This window comes from Mesorhizobium sp. B2-4-18, assembly GCF_006441385.1.
Classification (GTDB): Bacteria; Pseudomonadota; Alphaproteobacteria; order Rhizobiales; family Rhizobiaceae; genus Mesorhizobium; species Mesorhizobium australicum.
The window spans coordinates 1-18,405 of sequence record NZ_VFUW01000020.1 but is presented as its reverse complement, the minus strand read 5'-3'; the positions used below and the strand labels follow the sequence as shown (position 1 = coordinate 18,405).

Here is an 18,405-nt window from a genome sequence, read left to right as displayed (position 1 = left end):
CTTCCGATCATGAGCTCGACGCGGTCCCGGCAGGTCATGATCGCCGGGGCTGGCATCGCCGGGCTGACAGCGGCGATTGCCTTTGCCGAACGCGGCTATTCCGTGAGGGTGTTCGAACAGGCGCAGCGTCTCGAAGCGGCGGGCGCCGGCATCCAGCTCTCTCCTAACGCGACCCGCATCCTTCGCCAGCTTGGCGTGCTCGACACGCTTCTTGCCAATGCCGTCCAGCCGGAAGCCGTGGTGCTGAAGGACGCCGCGAGCCTGCGCCAACTGGCACGTGTGCCGCTTGGCGGAGCCGGCGAGGAACGCTGGGGGGCGCCCTATCTCGTGGCGCACCGGGCGGATCTGCAAGACGCCCTGATGGCGCGCGTTGCGCAACTGCCCGACATCCATCTCACCACCGGCGCGCAGATCAGCAGCGTGGCCTCCGGTTCGTTCGTTATCACCACAACAGACGGGGTCGGCCGCAAGGTCATCGATACCCAAGGATCTCTGCTGGTCGGCGCCGATGGCGTCTGGTCAGCGGTGCGGAGGTTTGCCAGTCCAGGCAGCGGAGCCGGCTTGGCGAACAGCCATTTCTCCGGCGAACTGGCTTGGCGGGCGACGGTGAGCGCAGACAACGAGGCGGGGCGAGCCTTCACCGCGATCGGCTCCCCTGACTGCGTCACCACCTTCCTGCATCCCGGCTTTCATTTGGTCGCCTACCCCGTGAGCAGGGGTAGCGCCTTCAACCTTGCCGCCTTCACCCGGGGCGAGCGCATCGCCGACGGGTGGTCACGCCACGCCGATCCCGCCATCCTTTCAGGCGCCATGCGCCGCTCCGCGCCGGCGCTGGCGCGTTTGGTGGAACTCGCTGGCCCGTGGACCGCCTTTCCTATCCACACGGTCGAACAGCGACGCTGGACCATGCCCGAAGGCATCGCGCTAATCGGCGACGCCGCGCATGCCATGACGCCGTTCGCGGCGCAAGGTGCTGCCATGGCGATCGAGGACGCGGCTACGCTTGCCGATTTGATCGCCGACTTCCCTGGCGACCTGACGCAAAGCCTCGTCATCTGGGAGAACCTGCGGCGGTCGCGCATCGCCAAGGTCATCCGTCGCGGCGCGCTCAACCGGCTTGCCTGGCATGCCCGAGGCCCGGTGGCGTTGGCCCGCAATCTGTTTCTGGCGGCACGACCGGGAGAGAAGCTCGCAGCCGATCTGGACTGGCTTTACGGGTGGGAGCAGCAGCGGATCACCCGTCGCTGAAAGGAGCCCGCGGCAAAGCTAATTATACAGCCGCATCGACAGCCCAAGCGAAACCGGCAGCGGGTTCCACCAGCCGGTGCGCAGGCCGGCAGCGCGCAGTGCCGCCGCCGTCCAGGTGTTGCAACCGATCAGCGCGTTGAAATGGCCATTGGCCTCATAAAAGCGATCGAAATTGGAGTAGGCGGCATTGTCGATGACGATCGGACCGTTCGGCCCCTCTTGAAAGCTCGCTTCGATGAAATCAAGCAATGCGGCAAAACGGTCTTCGCCCACGTCGAAGCCGGCGACATCGGGGTGCGGCTCGGGAATATTGCCGGCGACGGCGACATGCATCACCGACGCATCGAGCGTCAAAGCCTTGAACGCGGGCAGCGCCTTCAATTGCGACCATGTCGGCGTTTCCAGGTAGAAGGCGCGCCCACCCCAGCCGAAGACGAGGTAGCGCACTTCGGGCGCGTCCGATGGCAGGCCGACATCGGCAAGGAAACGAAAGCGCCGGCGCACCTCGTCGTCCACGGGAATGGCGATGTCGGTGTGGATCGGATTTTTCAGCACCAATATGTGCCGGATGCCCTCGCCCGCTGCGGCTGCCGGCCAGAGCGGCCGCGGCACCAGCGTGCCGAGCGACACGGCGAGCACCAGTGCTGCAACCAGAATGGCCAGGAAACGCAGGAGTTTTCTCATCGGTGCGGCTTCGCGATTCCGTCGCGGCTCAATGAAGAAGATCATTTATCGGATCGGCCAGACACTAAAAAGCCCGGCCGTGGCGCGACCGGGCTTTCTCGACTTGGCGTCAATCCGCTCAGTGCAGGATCTGCGACAGGAACAGCTTCGTGCGTTCGTGGCGGGGATGGTCGAAGAACTCGGCCGGCGTGTTCTGCTCGACGATCTGGCCCTGATCCATGAAGATCACCCGGTTGGCGACTTTCCGTGCAAAGCCCATCTCGTGGGTGACGCACAGCATGGTCATGCCTTCCTCGGCCAGCCCCACCATGGTTTCCAGCACTTCCTTGATCATTTCGGGGTCGAGCGCTGAGGTCGGCTCGTCGAACAGCATGATGCGCGGGTTCATGCACAGCGAGCGGGCGATCGCCACGCGCTGCTGCTGGCCGCCGGAAAGCTGGCCCGGATATTTGTTGGCCTGCTCGGGGATCTTCACGCGCTTGAGGAAATGCATGGCGATTTCCTCGGCCTGCTTCTTCGGCGTCTTGCGCACCCAGATCGGCGCCAGCGTGCAATTCTCGAGGATGGTCAGATGCGGGAACAGGTTGAAGTGCTGGAACACCATGCCGACCTCGCGGCGCACCTCGTCGATCTTTTTCAGATCGTTGGTGAGTTCCTTGCCGTCGACGATGATCTTGCCCTTCTGGTGCTCTTCCAGCCGGTTGATGCAGCGAATCATGGTCGACTTGCCCGACCCGGACGGTCCGCAAATGACGATGCGCTCGCCGCGCATCACCTTGAGGTTGATGTCCTTCAGCACATGGAACTCGCCGTACCATTTATGCATGGCGATGATGTCGATGGCGACATCGGTGGTCGAGATATGCATCTTGGCGGCGTTGACCTTGATCTCTTCCGCGCTGACGGCATTTTCGGTGGCCATGGCTGGGGTCCCCTTGTTCTTTTGTTAGCGTTTGTAGCCGGTGTCGAGCCGGCGTTCCGTGTACATTGAATAGCGCGACATGCCGAAGCAGAACAGCCAGAAGACGAAGGCGGCGAACACAAGACCGGATTTCGCGGTCTGCGCCGTGGCCCAGTTGGCGTCGGAGAAGTTCTGCTTGACGATGCCGAGCAGGTCGAACATCGAAATGATGAGGACCAGGCTGGTGTCCTTGAACATGCCGATGAAGGTGTTGACGATGCCGGGTATGACCAGCTTCAGCGCCTGCGGCAACACGATCAAGCTCATCTTCTGCCAGTAGCCGAGGCCGAGCGAATCGGCGCCTTCATACTGGCCCTTGGGGATCGCCTGCAGGCCGCCGCGCACCACTTCGGCCATATAAGCCGCCGCAAACAGCGACACGCCGATCAGCGCCCTCAGATACTTGTCGAAAGTGACGCCGGCCGGCAGGAACAGCGGCAGCATGACGCTGACGAAAAACAGGACGGTGATCAGCGGTATGCCGCGCACGGCTTCGATGAAGATAATGCACAGCATCTTGATGATCGGCATCTTCGAGCGCCGCCCGAGCGCCAGCACGGTGCCCAGCGGCAGCGATACGGCGATGCCGACGAAGGACAGACTCAGCGTGATCAGCAGCCCGCCCCAGCGCGAGGTTTCGACATGCGGCAGGCCGAATACGCCGCCGACCAGCAGGAAGAAGGAAACGATCGGCAGCACCAGGAAAAGCAGGATCGCGTTCAACCCCTTGCGCGGCACACGCGGCATCAGCATCGGCACCAGCAGCGCCACGAACAGGATGGCGACCAGGATCGGCCGCCAGCGCTCCTCGACCGGATAGGTGCCGAACATGAACTGGCCGAACTTGGCGTTGACGAAAGCCCAGCAGGCTCCGCTCCAGCCATCGGGCTGAATGCCGCCTTGCGCGACGGTCGCGCAGACCGTGCGGTCCGGTCCGGTCCACTGTGCGTTAATGAACGCCCAGTTGATGACCTGCGGCAGAACCCAGGCGACGATGACGATGCCGAGGATGGTGAGGATGGTGTCGCCGACCGAGCCGATCAGGTTCTTGCGCACCCAGGCGACGGGGCCGCTGACGCTCGCCGGCGCGGGCTGCGCCAGCGCCATTTCGGTGCGCACCCAGGACAGATCGTGTTCCTGCATGGTCCTACCTCTCCACCAGCGCCATCCTGGCGTTGACCACGTTCATGACGGCCGAGGTCACCAGGCTGAGTATGAGATAGGCGATCATCATGATCAGCACGCCCTCGACCGCTTGTCCGGTCTGGTTCAGAACCGTGCCGGCCGTTGCCGTCAGGTCGGGATAACCAATGGCGATCGCCAGCGAGGAGTTCTTGGTCAGGTTGAGATACTGGCTGGTCAGCGGCGGGATGACGATGCGCATGGCCTGCGGCACCACGACCAGCCGCAGGATCGAACCGGATCGCAGGCCAAGCGCGGCCGCCGCCTCGGTCTGGCCCTTGCTAACGCCCCTGATGCCGGCGCGCACGATTTCGGCGATGAAGGCCGCCGTGTAGCAGGACAGCGCCAGATAGAGCGAAAGGAATTCCGGTTTGACCTGGAAGCCGCCGGTCAGGTTGAAGGTCGATTGTTTGGGCAAGTCAAAGCTCAGCGGAAAGCCGCTCAGCACGTAAGCCAGCAGCGGCAGGCCGACGATCAGCGCGGCGGAGGTCCAGAACACCGGAAATTGCTGGCCCGTCGCCATCTGCCGCTGACGCGCCCTGCGGGCGACGAACCATGACATTGCGACGCCCACGACAAGGGCGACCAGGATCAGCCAGGAGCCGTCGCCCCAGACCGGGCGCGGAAAATAGAAGCCGCGCTGGTTGAGGAAGGAGCCGAAGGGCAGATGATAGGAATCGCGCGGCGCCGGCAGCACGGCGAGCACGCCCGAATACCAGAAGAAGATGACCAGCAGCGGCGGGATGTTGCGGAAAATCTCGACGTAAACCGTGCAGATCTTCTGGATCAGCCAGTTCTGCGACAGGCGGCCGATGCCGATGACGAAGCCGATGATGGTGGCGGTGATGATGCCGGCGACGGCAACGATGATGGTGTTGATCAGGCCGACGACGATGGCGCGGCCATAGGTCGAGTCCGACGTATAGGCGATCGGCGTGTCCGAGATATCGAAGCCGGCGCGCCCCTTGAGGAAGCCGAAGCCGGAGGCGATGTGCAGGCGCTGCAGATTGTCGATGACGTTCTGCACGATCCACCAGACGGACCCGAACAGAACGATGACGACCAGCGTCTGAAAGAAGAGACTGCGAATTCTCGGGTCATTGACGAAGGAGCCGCGGCTCGGCTCCTCGCGTAGGATTTCCTGCGATGCCATGTCACGTCCCCTGTGAAAGAGAAACCGGAAGGCAGGAGCCTGCCTTCCGGATCACATTTCGATCAGCGGATCGGCGGCGCGTATTGCAGGCCGCCCTTGGTCCATAGCGCATTGATGCCACGCGCAATCTTGAGCGGGCTGCCGGAGCCGACATTGCGGTCGAACATTTCGCCGTAGTTGCCGGTGGCCTTGACGATGTTGACGACCCAGTCGTTGGAGACGCCGAGGTCGGTGCCGATCTTGGTGTCTGCTTCCTGGCCGAGCACACGCTTGATCTCCGGGCTGGCGGAGTTTTTCATCTCGTCGACATTGGCCTTGGTGATGCCGAGCTCCTCGGCGTCGAGCAGAGCGAAATAGGTCCACTTGACGATGTGGTACCACTGGTCGTCGCCCTGGCGAACGGCGGGTCCGAGCGGCTCTTTCGAGATGATCTCGGGCAGCACGACGTGATCGGCCGGCGAGCCGAGCGTCAAGCGAATGCCGTAAAGGCCCGACTGGTCGGTGGTGTAGACGTCGCAGCGGCCGGCATCATAAGCGGCATTGACCTCTTCGAGCTTCTCGAAGACGACCGGATTGTACTCCATCTTGTTCGCCTTGAAGTAGTCGGCGAGGTTGAGCTCGGTGGTCGTGCCGCTCTGCACGCAGACGGCGGCGCCCGAAAGCTGCAGCGCCGAATTGACGCCCGGCAGCTTCTTGGCGTTGATCATGAAGCCCTGGCCGTCATAGTAGGTCGTGCCGATGAAATTCAGGCCGAGCGCGGTATCGCGGTTGATCGTCCAGGTGGTGTTGCGCGAGAGGATGTCGACCTCGCCGGACTGCAGCGCGGTAAACCGTTCCTTGGCGCTGAGCGGCGTGAACTTGACCTTGGTGCCATCACCGAAGACGGCGGCGGCAACCGCGCGACAGAAATCGGCGTCGATGCCTTGCCAGTCGCCCTTGTCGTCCGGCGCGGAGAAGCCGGCCAGACCGGTCGAGACGCCGCACTGGATGAAGCCCTTCGCCTTGACGGTGTCAAGCGTGCCGGCCGACGCGGCCGACGCCATCAGTCCGAGCGTGGCGGCGCCAAGAATGCCGATAGCAATGTGTTTCATAACCCACAGACCCTTTTCTGTTTTTTCAGGCAAACCCTGATCTTTTTTCCCTTGTGAACGCAGCTCCCATCCCGGCCCATTCCCGAAACCCCGCATCGCAAACCGACGCGCCGCCTCCCATTCACGAACAGCATCGAAGGCGATAATTCCCGTGAGGTCAAGGAAAATGACCGAATCCGACCGGGTTTGAAAATCGATTGCCTGAAATGCCTGAATTGCAGACAAACGTGCACGCGATCTCGTCAGAAGCGCGACTTGAATCGGCAAAGCTCATTTGACGCAGATGTGAGCCGGCGCTGTAAAATCCGTTCCGGGCAATAGCTCGGCGTTACTGCCCCCGGGCACGAAATGCATTGACGTTACGGAACACCTTCGGCCGACGATTACCCATGATTGGCGGTCGATATTGCTTGTGGACAAAATCGGCGCGCGGTCTCAAAGCGCGGAAAGGCCCAGCCAGAGGCCGACCGCGACCATCAATGCACCGGAGATGCGCGGGATCAATTGCCCGGCCGGGACCACCTTCTCCAGGAGAACAAGGATGGCGATGCCGGCGATCCACAGCACGTTCATGACACCACCGACGAACAGCAGGGCCATCAGTGCCCAGCAGCAGCCGAGACAATAGGCGCCGTGATCCATGCCAAGCCGAAATGCGCCGAGCGCGGTGGTGCGGAACCCGCCATGGCTGGCCAGGAACGCGATCGGCGCCTGGCATTGGCGCAGGCAGACGCCCTTGATCGGTGTCCATTGGTAGAGGCCGGCGGCGATCAGAATGACACCGCCGAGCACCGCGCTGTGCGCCGCCATCGCGGGATCAAGCAAGGCGAAACGAGTGAGCAGCCATTGCGCACCCGTCGCCACGATGCTGAAGACGACCCAGACGACGAGATAGCCGGTAAAAAACCATGCCGTCGAAGCGATAGGCCGGCTGTCCGCCAGCGCCTTGCGGCCAACGCCGGCATAGAGCAGCAACATCGGCGCGACCGACGGCGTCATCATGCCGACCATCATCACGGCCCACATCGTGAAGGTGAAGACGAAATCGGCCGATGCCCAGGCCCGGAAACCCGGCACCACGGCGGCGCCCATAGCCATGCCGCCCATATTCATGCTCGCCATGTCCATCCCGGCCATGTCGCCTGCCTCGCCGCCCGACACCGGGCTACCCATGTCGGCGGCTAGCCAAAGAACATAGGCCCAGGCGAACACGGCAATGACGGCAAGCGCGGCCGTCACGACCGCGCGGTCGCGCCGCAGCACCGCCTCGAGAGCCGTGTCGCCCATTGGATCAGATCAATGCACGATGCCGCTCTGCGTGAGATGCAGGTTGGCGAAATGGCTATGCGTGTCCGCCACCTCGAACTTGATCGGGCTCGTCGTCTTGGTCCAGCCGCGCCCGACCTCGGCGATGGCGTATTCGAAGCCGTGCGGCAGGTCGATGCGCGCCCGGTGCTCGGCGCCGGTGACCGGGTTCTTGATCGGCTCACCACGGCCGTCGGTTACGCCCTTGACGTGCAGCCGGCCGGTTCGCCCATCGACGTCGACCTCGAAATCGATCGCGGCGAAAATCGGATCGTGGAACTTCTCCAAGGTGGTCGAAAAGACCTGGAATATTGTCGCGCCTGGTTCGGTGTCCTGACCGCCCAGTATGCGGAGCAGGGCTTCGCGTTGGGCTTCGCTGGCCCTCTCGTCGATAACCACCGCGGCCTCGCCCCTGCCCTGGTGTATCGCGCCGGGCCAGCTGAAGATGCCGACGAAGCGCAGCCCGTCGAGCCTGGTGTCGCCGTGGTGCCCGGTCTCAATCTCCATGCCGGCGACGGCTTGGCAGAATCCGTATGTCGGCATGGCATTGAACTGGCACGGGCAGCCATAGGCGCAATTGCAGTTGATGAATTCGCGCGCCTTCATCGTCCATTTGACGTCAGGCATGACATTCCTCCCCTTTCCGCTCGCTGAGCGGGATACCCGGATGGGGATCAGGAGATAACCGGCAAGAACCATCCGGCAGCATCTGATTGAAGCATCCGGCGATTAACATTAGAAATTTATCATATACCTTTCACAGCCGGCTACAATAGGTTCACCAGCTGACGACCAAGCTTCCGACAGGGCACCGCCGCGCGTGGTTGGTCCGATTCCGGATCAGATCGCGGGCTGTCTTCCGGACCAGGAATTGGCATATTCAAAGTCCATTCCTGGCGAACGGTGGGCTGTTGCACGGTCCACGACGCCGCATTATGGCTAGCGCCTTGTTAAACAAGGCGACCAAGAATGGCGAAAGACGGCAGCGAGCAGGGTTCCGGCACGATGGGCATCAACACGCGGCTCGCCCATTCGGGCAACAACCCGCATGACTATTTCGGCTTCGTCAACCCGCCGGTCGTGCATGCCTCGACCGTGCTGTTCCCAAATGCCGCCGCGATGGCCGCACGCAGCCAGAAGTACACTTACGGCACGCGCGGCACACCGACGACGGACGCTCTTGCGCATGCCATTGACGCGCTGGAAGGCTCGGCCGGCACGATCGCGGTGCCGTCGGGCCTGGCGGCGGTGACCGTGCCGCTGCTCGCCTTCGTATCGGCGGGCGACCATCTGCTGATCGTCGATTCCGTCTATCATCCCACGAGAAACTTCGCCGACACGATGCTGAAGCGGCTCGGCGTCGAGGTCGAATATTATGCTCCCAATATCGGCGCGGGCATCGCGGCGTTGATCAAGCCGAACACCAGAGTGGTGTTCACCGAATCGCCGGCCTCCAACACGTTCGAGGTGCAGGACATCCCGGCGATCGCCAAGGCGGCGCACGCGGCCGGCGCCATCGTGATGATGGACAACACATGGGCGACGCCGCTCTATTTCCGGCCACTCGACCATGGCGTCGACATCTCGATCCATGCGGCGACGAAATATCCGGCGGGCCATTCCGACGTGCTGCTCGGCACTGTCTCAGCCAATGAGGCCTGCTGGACGCAACTCTACGAGAGCTTTTGCACGCTTGGCTGCTGTGCTGGACCCGACGACGTCTACCAGGTGCTGCGCGGCCTGCGCACGATGGGTGTGCGGCTGGACCGTCACCAGCGCAGCGCACTTGCCATCGCCTCGTGGCTCGAAGGCGAAAAAGGCGTGGCGCGCGTGCTCCACCCTGCCCTTCCCAGCCATCCGGACCACGACCTTTGGAAGCGCGACTTCCGCGGTTCGAGCGGCATCTTTTCGATCGTGCTGGCCGGTGGTGGCCAGCAGGAGCAGCACGCTTTCCTCGACGCACTGCGGATCTTCGGTCTCGGCTACTCCTGGGGAGGCTATGAGAGCCTCGCGGTGCCGGTCTGGCTTGGCGACCGCGTCGTTGCGAAAGGCACTTATGAAGGTCCGCTGATACGACTGCAGATCGGCCTCGAGGATGTCGACGACTTGAAAACCGACATCCGGGGCGGGCTTGCGGCAGCGGCGCGCGCAGGCTGACCTCAAACAGAGTCAGCAAAGGGCCGCAAGCCCTTGACGCTGATGACAAAGCGCGAGGCGCTGCCAGCACTCCGGCGAAGATCGGTGCGCAATATTATTCTCCTACGTCATGACTTTACGGATTTGTTTGACTTTCAAATCGGCGAATTCGGCTGCATTGCGTGCCGCACGCATCCTCGACAGATTCAGTCCTCGCAAAGTTTTCCAATGGCCTTTCGTCTTTTTGTCCCCATCCTCGCCGGCGCCACGCTGCGCGAACGCATCCTGGCGTGTATCGGCGCCACGATCGGCATCGCGCTGACGGGCGTGATCAGCGGGCTGGCGATGGGCGGCGGCCCGCATGTGGCCCTGCTGGTCGCGCCGATGGGCGCATCCGCCGTGCTTCTGTTCGCCGTACCGGCCAGCCCGTTGGCGCAACCCTGGTCGATCATCGGCGGAAATTCCATATCGGCGCTGGTCGGCGTGACCGTGGCGCATTTCATCCATGATCCGGTGATTGCCTCAGGGCTCGCGGTGGCGCTCGCCATCGCCGCGATGTCGTTCACGCGCTGTCTTCATCCGCCAGGCGGCGCCGCCGCGCTGACGGCGGTGCTCGGCGGCCCGGCCGTCATCAGCGCGGGCTTCCTGTTCCCGTTCGTGCCGGTGGCCTTGAATTCGACCATCCTGGTGGCGCTAGGCTTCCTTTTCCACAAGCTGGCGCGGCGCAACTACCCGCATGTCGCGGCACCGGTCGCCAACAGCCACGGCACCGCCGATCCGCCGGCTCAGCAGCGCGTTGGCTTCCGGCCCGAGGATATCGACGCGGCGCTGACCACACTGGACGAGACCTTCGACATCGACCGCGACGACCTCGAACGGTTGCTGAGACAAGTCGAACTGCAGGCCATGGTGCGCTCGCACCGCACGCTGCTGTGCGAGGACATCATGTCGCGCGACGTGGTTTCGGTGTCCGAGCAAGCCACCGCCGACGAGGCGCGCCAGCAACTGATCGATCACAATATCCGTACCTTGCCGGTGGTCGACGCGGATGCCCGGCTGGTTGGCGCCGTTGGCCTGCGCGAGCTGACGAAAGCTACCGACACGGTGAAGAGCGTCATGGCAAAAGCCGGCACCGCCTCGCCCGAGACACCGGCGATGAGCCTGCTCCCAGTGCTGACCGACGGCCGCAGCCATGCCGTGGTCATCGTCGACGGCGAGCGGCATATTCTCGGCCTGATCACGCAGACCGACCTCTTGGCGGTGGCCGCACGCATGCAGCGGGCAGACAAGGGATTGGCGGCAGCCTAGAATAGGGAACCCGGATCCCTCTGGCCCGGGAACCTTTTGCCGGCAGGCGCATCCAATGTGCAGCATTTGCACGAGGAGATCCGGTCGCGATGAGCAAGCAGCCAATGCCCGCCACGGTGCCCGCGGTTGCCGAAAGCCTTTCCGGCGACATGCAGCTCGTCCACCGCGCGCTGACCCGTGACCCGGATGCATTTCGCGCCATCATGAAGGTATACAACCAGCGGCTCTACCGCATCGCGCGCGGCATTCTGCGCAACGACGCCGAAGCCGAGGACGTCGTCCAGGAGGCCTATGTCAGCGCCTTCGCCAGCCTGGCGGCGTTTCGCGGCCAATCCACGCTCGCCACCTGGCTGTCGCGCATCGTCATCAACGAAGCGCTCGGCCGCCTGCGCAAGAGACGTCGCACGGTGGAGATGCCTGCCGATCCGGAAGCGCGGATAATCAGGTTTCCCCTCAAATCCAACGACGATCCGGAGCGGACGATGGCGCAGCGGCAGATTCTCGCACTTGTCGAACGGGCGACCGACAGCCTGCCCGACATCTACCGCATGGTCTTCGTCGCCCGCGTCATCGAGGGCCTGAGCATGGAGGAAACCGCCGATTTGCTTGGCGTGCGGCCAGAGACCGTCAAGACGAGGCTGCACCGGGCGCGCGCCCTGTTGCGCAAGGCGCTGGACGATGAAATCGGCCCTGTGCTGCTCGATGCCTTCCCCTTCGCCGGTCGGCGCTGCGAGCGACTGACCCAGGCGGTGATGGGACGGCTGGGTTTCGAATGATGCCGTCCTGATTTTCCGGGAACGTTTCTCCCCGCCCCGCATCCAATGAGCGTCAACTGCAAATTCGAGCCCGGCGCCTCCGCGCGGCCGGGCCAAGGAGGATGCCATGTTCACCCGATATACCGTCGCCCTTGCCGCCCTGCTTCTCGTCGGCGCTGCCCCGGTCTCGCAAGCCGCCGACAAGCCGACCGACCCGCAGATCGCCCATATCGCCTATACAGCAGGCGTCCTCGACATCGAGGCGGCCAAGCAGGCGATCAAGAAGTCAAAGAGCAAGGAGGTCGTCGATTTCGCCAAGGACATGGAGCGCGACCACGAAGCGGTGAACAAGCAGGCGCTCGATCTCGTCAAGAAGCTCAAGGTGAAGCCCGAGGACAACGCTACCAGCCAGGCGCTGACGAAGGCGGCGAAGGAGGAACGTGCCAAGCTCGCCAAGCTGAAAGGGGCGGCCTTCGACAAGGCTTATATCGAAAACGAGGTCGCCTATCACAAGCAGGTCAATGGCGCGCTCGAAACCCTGCTCATTCCCTCGGCCAGCAATGCCGAGCTGAAGAGCCTGCTCGAGACCGGCCTCAAGATCTTCCAGGGCCATGAGCAGCATGCCGAACACGTCGCCGGCATGCTGAAATGAAAGCGGGCGCCTTGGGTCTTCTGGCGCGGCTGGTCGTGCTGGCGTTGGCATCCACAGCGCCGGCAGCGGCGGCAACCATCCAGGTCACCGTCGACAAGCTCGTCTTTTCGCCGGCCAGCGTCGATGCCAAGGTCGGCGACACGATCGAGTGGGTGAACAAGGACGTGATCGCCCACACGGCTACCGTGAAGGGCGGCTGGGAGGTGATAATTCCGCCGAAGAAGTCGGCAAGCATGACGCTGAAGACGGCGCAAACGGTCGACTATTTCTGCCGCTTCCACCCCAACATGAAGGGACGCTTGCTGGTGGCGCCGTGATCCAGGGCCGAGGAGGCCCGCCTTGCCTCCTCGGGCCGCGCGACATGCGTCCAGGATCCGCCGTGTCCAGGCCTGTGCCTGCTGATCCAGGCATCTAGCGCCTCGCGCAAATCGGCTGTCGGGGCCATACGGGCGAACTGCTCGGCCTCGACCAGCAAGCCTTCGGCGATGCTCAGATTGAGCCCTCGCGTCACCGCCGTGAGGATGCCCGCGGCTGCCAGTCCGGAGTGCCGAAGGATACGCCTGGCCAGATTGAACGCAGCCGGCATCAGATCGTCATGCGGAACCACCTGATTGACGAGGCCAAGGTCAAGAGCCCGCTGTGGCGGGAACCAGTCGCCGGTCAAAAGCAGTTCGAGCGCGCGCTTGCGCCCGGCGAGCCTGGGCAGGCGCTGCGTTCCGCCGAAAGTCGGCGGCATTGCCAGAGTGATCTCCGGCTTGGCGAACAGCGCGCGGTCGCTGGCAATTGCAAGCGGCACGGCTTCCGTGATTTCGCAGCCGCCGCCGAAGGCGAGGCCGTTGACGGCTGCGATGACAGGCTTGCGAAAGGCTTCCAGCCTTGCCGTCAGCCGCTGTCCCCGCATGACGAAGTCTCGCAGCGCCGTCTCGGCGCCCAGCGCCACGCTGGCCGAGAACTCCTCTATGTCGGCGCCCGCCGAGAAGGCCCGCTCGCCGGCGCCCGTCAGAATGACCGCGCGGATGCGGTCGTCGACTTCAATGTCGTCGAGTGTCGCGAGCAGGCGATCGATCAGCGCATAGTTCAACGCGTTCAGCTTTTCCGGGCGGTTGAGGGAAAGGACGGCAATGCCTTCCCTGTTTTCGTTCAGGACAAGATCGGTCATCTGGCTTCCTCCAGCATGGTGACGAGATGGAAAGGTTACGCCATTCGCGCCTTGTGTATATTCACTAGTCGGTATACTTAGATCCATGCCCGAAGCACAAAGTCCTACCCGCAAGCGCATTGTCGACGCAGCAACCAGGTTGTTTTACGCGGAGGGGATCGGCCGTGTCAGCGTCGATGCCGTCGCCGAGGAAGCAGGTCTCACGAAGCGGACGCTCTATTACCACTTCAAGAGCAAGGACGACCTCATCGCAGCCTATCTCGACGGCCGCGATCAGCCCAATCTGAAACGGATGGCCGGCTGGTTCGAGGCTGAACAAGGTGGTGTGGACAGCAAGGTCGAAGCCATCTTCGCCAACCTGGCCCGGGCCACGCGCCATCCGAAATGGAAGGGATGCGGCTTCCTGCGCACCGCCGCGGAGCTTGCCTCGATGCCAGGGCACCCGGCGGTCAAGGTCGGGGCGCGCCACAAAAGCAATTTCGAGACATGGCTGGCGGCAGAATTGTCCGGCCACCATGTCGAGGGGCCGCGGGCGCTGGCGCGCGAGATCGTGCTGCTGATCGACGGCTGCTTTTCGATCATGCTCATCCATCGCAACCCCGACTACGTCGAAGCAGCCGGACGAGCCGCGGCCACGCTTGTCAGGGCGCGAATGTCGGGCAGCCAGGCCTAGGGGCTACCCCCCGAGCGCCAGCCACCCCGTACCGGCCAAGAGCGTAACCAACGTCAGCGGCAGGCCGACCTTGAAGAAGGCGCCGAAAGACAACGGCGTGCCTGCGGCCTTGGACTGCTCGGCGACGATCAGATTGGCGACCGAGCCGAGCAACGTGAAGTTACCGGCGAGCGTCGAGCTCATGGCCACGACCAGCCAGGCGCGCTCGGGGTTTTCCAGGCCGGGTATGAAAGGCCTGAGCGCCAGCACGGCCGGAACATTGCTCATGACGTTGGACAACACCGCGGTGAAACCCGAAAGCCTCCAGACATCGTCGAGCCCGATGTTCTTGGCCGAGGCGATCATCTCAGGTGTCAGCAGCGTCTTTTCCGCGCCGGCAACCACCACGAACAGTCCCGCGAACATGAACAGCAGCGGTCCGTCGATCTCGCGGTAGATGCGCGATGGCTTGATGGCGCGGGTCAGCAGCAGAATGGCGCCGCCGATGAGCGCCGCCTTGGCTACGGGAACACCAGCGAAGAAGGCGATCGCCAGTCCGATGCAGACGACCACCGCCTTCAGCACCTGGCCGCGATGCATGCGGCCGCGCGAGATGTGTGGCGTCAGTTCGCCGTTGCGGGTAAATTCGGCACGGTAGACGATGCGCACGATGACGATGACCGCGACAAGGCCGAACAAGGCGACCGGCGCGAGTGCCGCCGAAAAGGCCGGATAGGAAATGCCCGACAGCGCGCCGATGACCATGTTCTGCGGATTGCCCGTGATGGTGGCGACGCTGCCGCAGTTCGAAGCGGTGGCGGTGGCGATCAGATAGGGGATCGGATTGCGGTTGATAACGCGGGTAACGTGGACGACGATCGGCGCCATGACCAGGCAGATGGCATCGTTGACCAGGAAGGCCGACAGCACGCCGGTGAGGAGCGTCACCATCACCAGCAGCATGAACGGTGCATGCGCGTGCTCGATGGCGACGGCGCCAAGACCGCGAAAGGCACCCGACACCTTCAGATGAGCCACGACGATCATCATGCCGAGCAGAAGCGTGATGGTGTCGAAATTTATGGCCCGGTAGGCATCCTCCATGCTGAGCGCGCCGATGGCGATCATGGCCGCGCCGCCAAGCAGCGCGATACCTGCCCGGTCGAGCCGCAAGCCGGGTATGCGGCCGATTGCGACGCCGGCGTAAGTCAAGATCAGGATCAGCAGTGCCGCGGCGCCCGTCAATGTCATCGATAGAAGCCCTGCTCGATCTGTCTGCGCGCCGATGCCGGCCGCCCCGCGATTCACGTGATGCCAGCTTTAGCGCGATGTCGGGATCGATGCCAAACGGGGTACGTGGATTGCTGGCCGAGGGTGTCTGGAAAGCCGGACGGCGTGGCGCCGCTAACGCCGATAGAAGTCCAACCGCTGTTGCACCGCCTGCGGTGAAAACAGCTGCTCGACGGTTCGCCGTGCCTTCTGACCGACGGCCAACCGCAGTGCCGGGTCGGCTTTAAGCTCGGCCAGGATCCGTGCTGCCTGTTGCGTCGTTTCGAACAGGAAACCGTTTTCGCCATGCCTGATATGATCGGCGTAGCCGCCATGCGAATGGCAAACGACCGGCAAGCCGCAGGCCATCGCCTCGAACACCACACGGCCGAACGTCTCCACATGTGAGCCGGTGCGATAATAGAAGACGTCGAGCGTCGGCAGAAACTGTTCGGCGGCAAATTCACCCTGCGGCAGGAGCTCGAGTTGCGAATGCGGCGCGAGCCTGTCCTTGAGCGGCATGCCGCCCTGAATCCGCACCGCATCGCCATCGGCCAGCAATGCCTCATAGAGCGCCACATCGTCAGCATGATGCTTGTCCGCCGTATCGCGGCTCAGTCGCCCCACCGTGAACGGACCGTTTGGCCTTACCTGCCGTGGCGAGAAGCGCTCAATGTCGATGGGTGACGGATGCACGACGCCCTCGACCCGCAGCATGCGCTTCTGAAAGTCGGAGATCAGCACCAGTTCGGCACCGGGCCAACCCAGCAGGCGCGGCCTGTGGGTCGTCAGGGCGATGATCTTGGGATGAAAGGTGTTGAAGACATAGATCAGCCGGCGCGGTCGCGGGATCAGATAAGGCCACATCTTGTTGCGCCAATGCGCACCGAGAAAGACATAGGTGCCGCCAGCCGGCACATTGCGTGTTGCCGGCGAGACGCGGCGTATCGGAAATTCCTGCATCAGGTCTTCGGATACGCGCGACGAGGTCGCCCAGAGGCGCACCTGGGGTTCGGCGCTCAACAGCCGATACAACTCCAGGGTTTCGCGCTCACTGCCGCCAAACGGGTTCTGAAAGCCGTTGAATAAGTGGATCATGATCGCGGTGCTTACCGGCCCGGGGCGTTTGGCCATTCAATTCCCTGCATCCGCGGGCCGTGCCGTGCCCGCGAACCGCACGATCGAGGGACTCAAGAAGCAGGAGTGTTTCTGGCGATGCTCCATACATCACTTGCGCGGAGGAAGCACACAGACAGGTATGCGTCAAGGAAGCGGTCGTGCCAGCCGGCTGCGAGGCTGCCCTCAGTGGACGGTGGCGGCGCTGAGCGGAGACACTAGAGCGGCTTCCGCCGGATCGAAGCTGACCTGATCGCGTCCATTCGACTTGGCGGTATAAAGCCGTCTGTCGGCGGCGGAGAATATTGCCTCGTAGGTGGTCGGCCCGCTGAAGCTGGTGCCGCCGATGCTGACGGAAAGCGGACAGGACCGGCCATCCGGCGAAAAGTCCATTTCGCGTATCCGTCGGCGGATGCCTTCGGCAACCAGCCAGGATTGCGAGGGGTCGACGCCGGGAAGGAATACACCGAACTCCTCACCGCCGATCCGGCCGACGATATCGGTGCCACGCAGCTGGCCTTTGATCGCCTGCGCGATCAGTTTGAGCGCCTGGTCGCCGCAATCATGGCCGAGGCGGTCGTTGATCGACTTGAAGTGGTCGGCATCGATGATCAGCAGCGCGCCGGTACGGGTCTCTTCCTGCTTGCGGGTCTGTTCGAGATAGGCCTCGACCAGCATCGAGAAGGCGCCGCGGTTCAGCACCGCCGTCAGGCTGTCCGTCGCGGCAATGACGCTGAGGTCGCGCTGGGCTATCGCCAGTTGGCGGATCTTCCACATCAGGAAAAACAGAAACGAGCCGCCGAGCACCAAGGGCAGCAGAAGGTCGGTCAGCTTAGCGCGCCAGACAGACTCGGGCGAAAGATACGGGAAATTGAACGAATCGACGAAAAACGCCACGGCAATGAAGAATGCCGTGCCGGCGGCGGTGACGGCCATCACCCTGCCCCAGCTGGTGGGCGACAGGTCCAGCTTCATCCCTTTTCACTCCGTTAGCCGTCCCTACTATGACGTGCCAACGCAAACAAAATGATAAGACTTTCCTTTCAATTCGAGATCAGGTGGCGACGAGACGAGATCAGGGGCCGGGCGCTGGAGCACGATCGCCCAATAGGCGGCCGTGCCCCAATGGCGGACGCGATTTGCTCACCGGATTTCGGACAAGGGAAATTCGGAAGTCAGCGGCTGGGCGCCGGCCCAACCGCTTCGGCGACGAAGGATGCCGCGATCAGGTCGTCGGCATCCAGTTGCAAGGAACCGTCGCCAGATCCCATGATGGCGGCCACCTTGTGAAAGGTTTTCATTTCATGGCCGGAAATTTCGGCGTCTTGCATTCGGGCCCTGAGATCGGCGATACGCCGCCCCAAGGCAGGGGACGTTCCAATTTCACGTTTCGACATAGCCTTGTTTCTCCTCCCCCAACCCGCGCTTGTTTTGCCCACCCGTTCGCTTGCCCGCATAGTGCCTTTTATGAGGCTCCACGAATACAAGGCCCCGAACGCGTAGTCTTGGCCAAGGTTCCAACAGGGCCGGATCACGAAATAATTCCAGAGCCCTGTGCGGGCCGAACTCTGTTCCGGCTTCCGGTAAGCGGCGTGGCAGCACTGGCAGGCAGGGGTAGGATCGCGCGACCGCGTGAGGTCATGCAACATAAGTTATTGTGCCCTTCCCGAGAGATGGGTGACAGTTCATTCCGGATAGATGGGTTACACTTTCGGCCCTTTGCAAGGAGAGCAA

At 63.1% G+C, this 18,405-nt stretch carries 19 protein-coding genes; 7 read left to right on the top strand and 12 right to left on the bottom strand.

Going from position 1 to position 18,405, the window contains the following annotated elements; translation table 11 throughout:
• Nucleotides 1-9 precede the first annotated feature (9 nt).
• Nucleotides 10-1,248, top strand: coding sequence for an FAD-dependent monooxygenase (locus FJ527_RS29060; RefSeq protein WP_140790530.1), 1,239 nt, complete (start codon nucleotides 10-12; stop codon nucleotides 1,246-1,248).
• Nucleotides 1,249-1,266: 18 nt separating this feature from the next.
• Here FJ527_RS29060 and FJ527_RS29055 read toward each other — a convergent pair whose 3' ends face one another.
• From FJ527_RS29055 to FJ527_RS29025, 7 genes are all read right to left on the bottom strand, one after another.
• Nucleotides 1,267-1,932 carry a TIGR02117 family protein gene (locus tag FJ527_RS29055; RefSeq protein ID WP_140726251.1) on the bottom strand — a complete coding sequence of 222 codons (666 nt, stop codon included), beginning with the start codon at nucleotides 1,930-1,932 and terminating at the stop codon, nucleotides 1,267-1,269.
• 118 nt (nucleotides 1,933-2,050) lie between these two features.
• Nucleotides 2,051-2,854 carry an amino acid ABC transporter ATP-binding protein gene (locus tag FJ527_RS29050; protein ID WP_010915400.1) on the bottom strand — a complete coding sequence of 268 codons (804 nt, stop codon included), beginning with the start codon at nucleotides 2,852-2,854 and terminating at the stop codon, nucleotides 2,051-2,053.
• 24 nt (nucleotides 2,855-2,878) lie between these two features.
• Nucleotides 2,879-4,036, bottom strand: a complete 1,158-nt coding sequence (locus FJ527_RS29045; RefSeq protein ID WP_140824685.1) for an amino acid ABC transporter permease — start codon at nucleotides 4,034-4,036, stop codon at nucleotides 2,879-2,881.
• A 4-nt stretch (nucleotides 4,037-4,040) separates the two neighbouring features.
• Nucleotides 4,041-5,228: an amino acid ABC transporter permease gene (locus FJ527_RS29040; protein ID WP_140824684.1), complete on the bottom strand. Its 1,188-nt coding sequence runs from the start codon at nucleotides 5,226-5,228 to the stop codon at nucleotides 4,041-4,043.
• 62 nt (nucleotides 5,229-5,290) lie between these two features.
• On the bottom strand, nucleotides 5,291-6,319 hold the full coding sequence (locus FJ527_RS29035; protein ID WP_015318414.1) for an amino acid ABC transporter substrate-binding protein: 1,029 nt from the start codon (nucleotides 6,317-6,319) through the stop codon (nucleotides 5,291-5,293).
• A 435-nt stretch (nucleotides 6,320-6,754) separates the two neighbouring features.
• Nucleotides 6,755-7,606 (bottom strand): DUF2182 domain-containing protein, encoded by an 852-nt coding sequence (locus tag FJ527_RS29030; RefSeq protein ID WP_140824683.1) that lies wholly within the window; start codon nucleotides 7,604-7,606, stop codon nucleotides 6,755-6,757.
• 9 nt (nucleotides 7,607-7,615) lie between these two features.
• The gene (locus tag FJ527_RS29025; protein ID WP_140617171.1) at nucleotides 7,616-8,251 is read right to left on the bottom strand and encodes a DUF1326 domain-containing protein; all 636 of its coding nucleotides are present in this window, start codon (nucleotides 8,249-8,251) and stop codon (nucleotides 7,616-7,618) included.
• Between the two features lie 342 nt (nucleotides 8,252-8,593).
• On the opposite strand from FJ527_RS29025, the gene FJ527_RS29020 reads away from it, so the two are divergent.
• From FJ527_RS29020 to FJ527_RS29000, 5 genes are all read left to right on the top strand, one after another.
• Nucleotides 8,594-9,781, top strand: a complete 1,188-nt coding sequence (locus FJ527_RS29020; RefSeq protein ID WP_140717577.1) for a cystathionine beta-lyase — start codon at nucleotides 8,594-8,596, stop codon at nucleotides 9,779-9,781.
• 207 nt (nucleotides 9,782-9,988) lie between these two features.
• Entirely contained in the window at nucleotides 9,989-11,068 is a 1,080-nt protein-coding gene (locus tag FJ527_RS29015) for an HPP family protein (RefSeq protein WP_140824682.1), read from the top strand.
• An 89-nt stretch (nucleotides 11,069-11,157) separates the two neighbouring features.
• Nucleotides 11,158-11,844, top strand: a complete 687-nt coding sequence (locus tag FJ527_RS29010) for an RNA polymerase sigma factor (RefSeq protein WP_015318419.1) — start codon at nucleotides 11,158-11,160, stop codon at nucleotides 11,842-11,844.
• A 106-nt stretch (nucleotides 11,845-11,950) separates the two neighbouring features.
• A complete protein-coding gene (locus tag FJ527_RS29005; protein WP_015318420.1) occupies nucleotides 11,951-12,475 on the top strand; it encodes a DUF4142 domain-containing protein in 525 nt (174 codons plus the stop codon).
• A complete protein-coding gene (locus FJ527_RS29000) occupies nucleotides 12,472-12,792 on the top strand; it encodes a cupredoxin family copper-binding protein (protein ID WP_015318421.1) in 321 nt (106 codons plus the stop codon). Before FJ527_RS29005 ends, FJ527_RS29000 begins: the two co-directional genes overlap by 4 nt.
• On the opposite strand, the gene FJ527_RS28995 is transcribed toward FJ527_RS29000, so the two are convergent.
• On the bottom strand, nucleotides 12,738-13,634 hold the full coding sequence (locus FJ527_RS28995) for a crotonase/enoyl-CoA hydratase family protein (RefSeq protein WP_140824681.1): 897 nt from the start codon (nucleotides 13,632-13,634) through the stop codon (nucleotides 12,738-12,740). The two genes, FJ527_RS29000 and FJ527_RS28995, sit on opposite strands and share 55 nt — an antisense overlap.
• An 85-nt stretch (nucleotides 13,635-13,719) precedes the next feature.
• On the opposite strand from FJ527_RS28995, the gene FJ527_RS28990 reads away from it, so the two are divergent.
• A complete protein-coding gene (locus FJ527_RS28990; RefSeq protein ID WP_140824680.1) occupies nucleotides 13,720-14,307 on the top strand; it encodes a TetR/AcrR family transcriptional regulator in 588 nt (195 codons plus the stop codon).
• A gap of 3 nt (nucleotides 14,308-14,310) precedes the next feature.
• Here the strand turns inward: FJ527_RS28990 and FJ527_RS28985 are convergent, their stop codons facing one another.
• From FJ527_RS28985 to FJ527_RS28970, 4 genes are all read right to left on the bottom strand, one after another.
• On the bottom strand, nucleotides 14,311-15,537 hold the full coding sequence (locus tag FJ527_RS28985) for an anion transporter (RefSeq protein ID WP_140824679.1): 1,227 nt from the start codon (nucleotides 15,535-15,537) through the stop codon (nucleotides 14,311-14,313).
• 153 nt (nucleotides 15,538-15,690) lie between these two features.
• Nucleotides 15,691-16,689: a glycosyltransferase family 4 protein gene (locus tag FJ527_RS28980; protein ID WP_246677834.1), complete on the bottom strand. Its 999-nt coding sequence runs from the start codon at nucleotides 16,687-16,689 to the stop codon at nucleotides 15,691-15,693.
• 168 nt (nucleotides 16,690-16,857) lie between these two features.
• Nucleotides 16,858-17,646, bottom strand: a complete 789-nt coding sequence (locus FJ527_RS28975) for a GGDEF domain-containing protein (protein ID WP_140824678.1) — start codon at nucleotides 17,644-17,646, stop codon at nucleotides 16,858-16,860.
• A 200-nt stretch (nucleotides 17,647-17,846) separates the two neighbouring features.
• Complete coding sequence (locus tag FJ527_RS28970) at nucleotides 17,847-18,068, bottom strand: hypothetical protein (protein WP_015318427.1); 222 nt, start codon at nucleotides 18,066-18,068, stop codon at nucleotides 17,847-17,849.
• Nucleotides 18,069-18,405 lie beyond the last annotated feature (337 nt).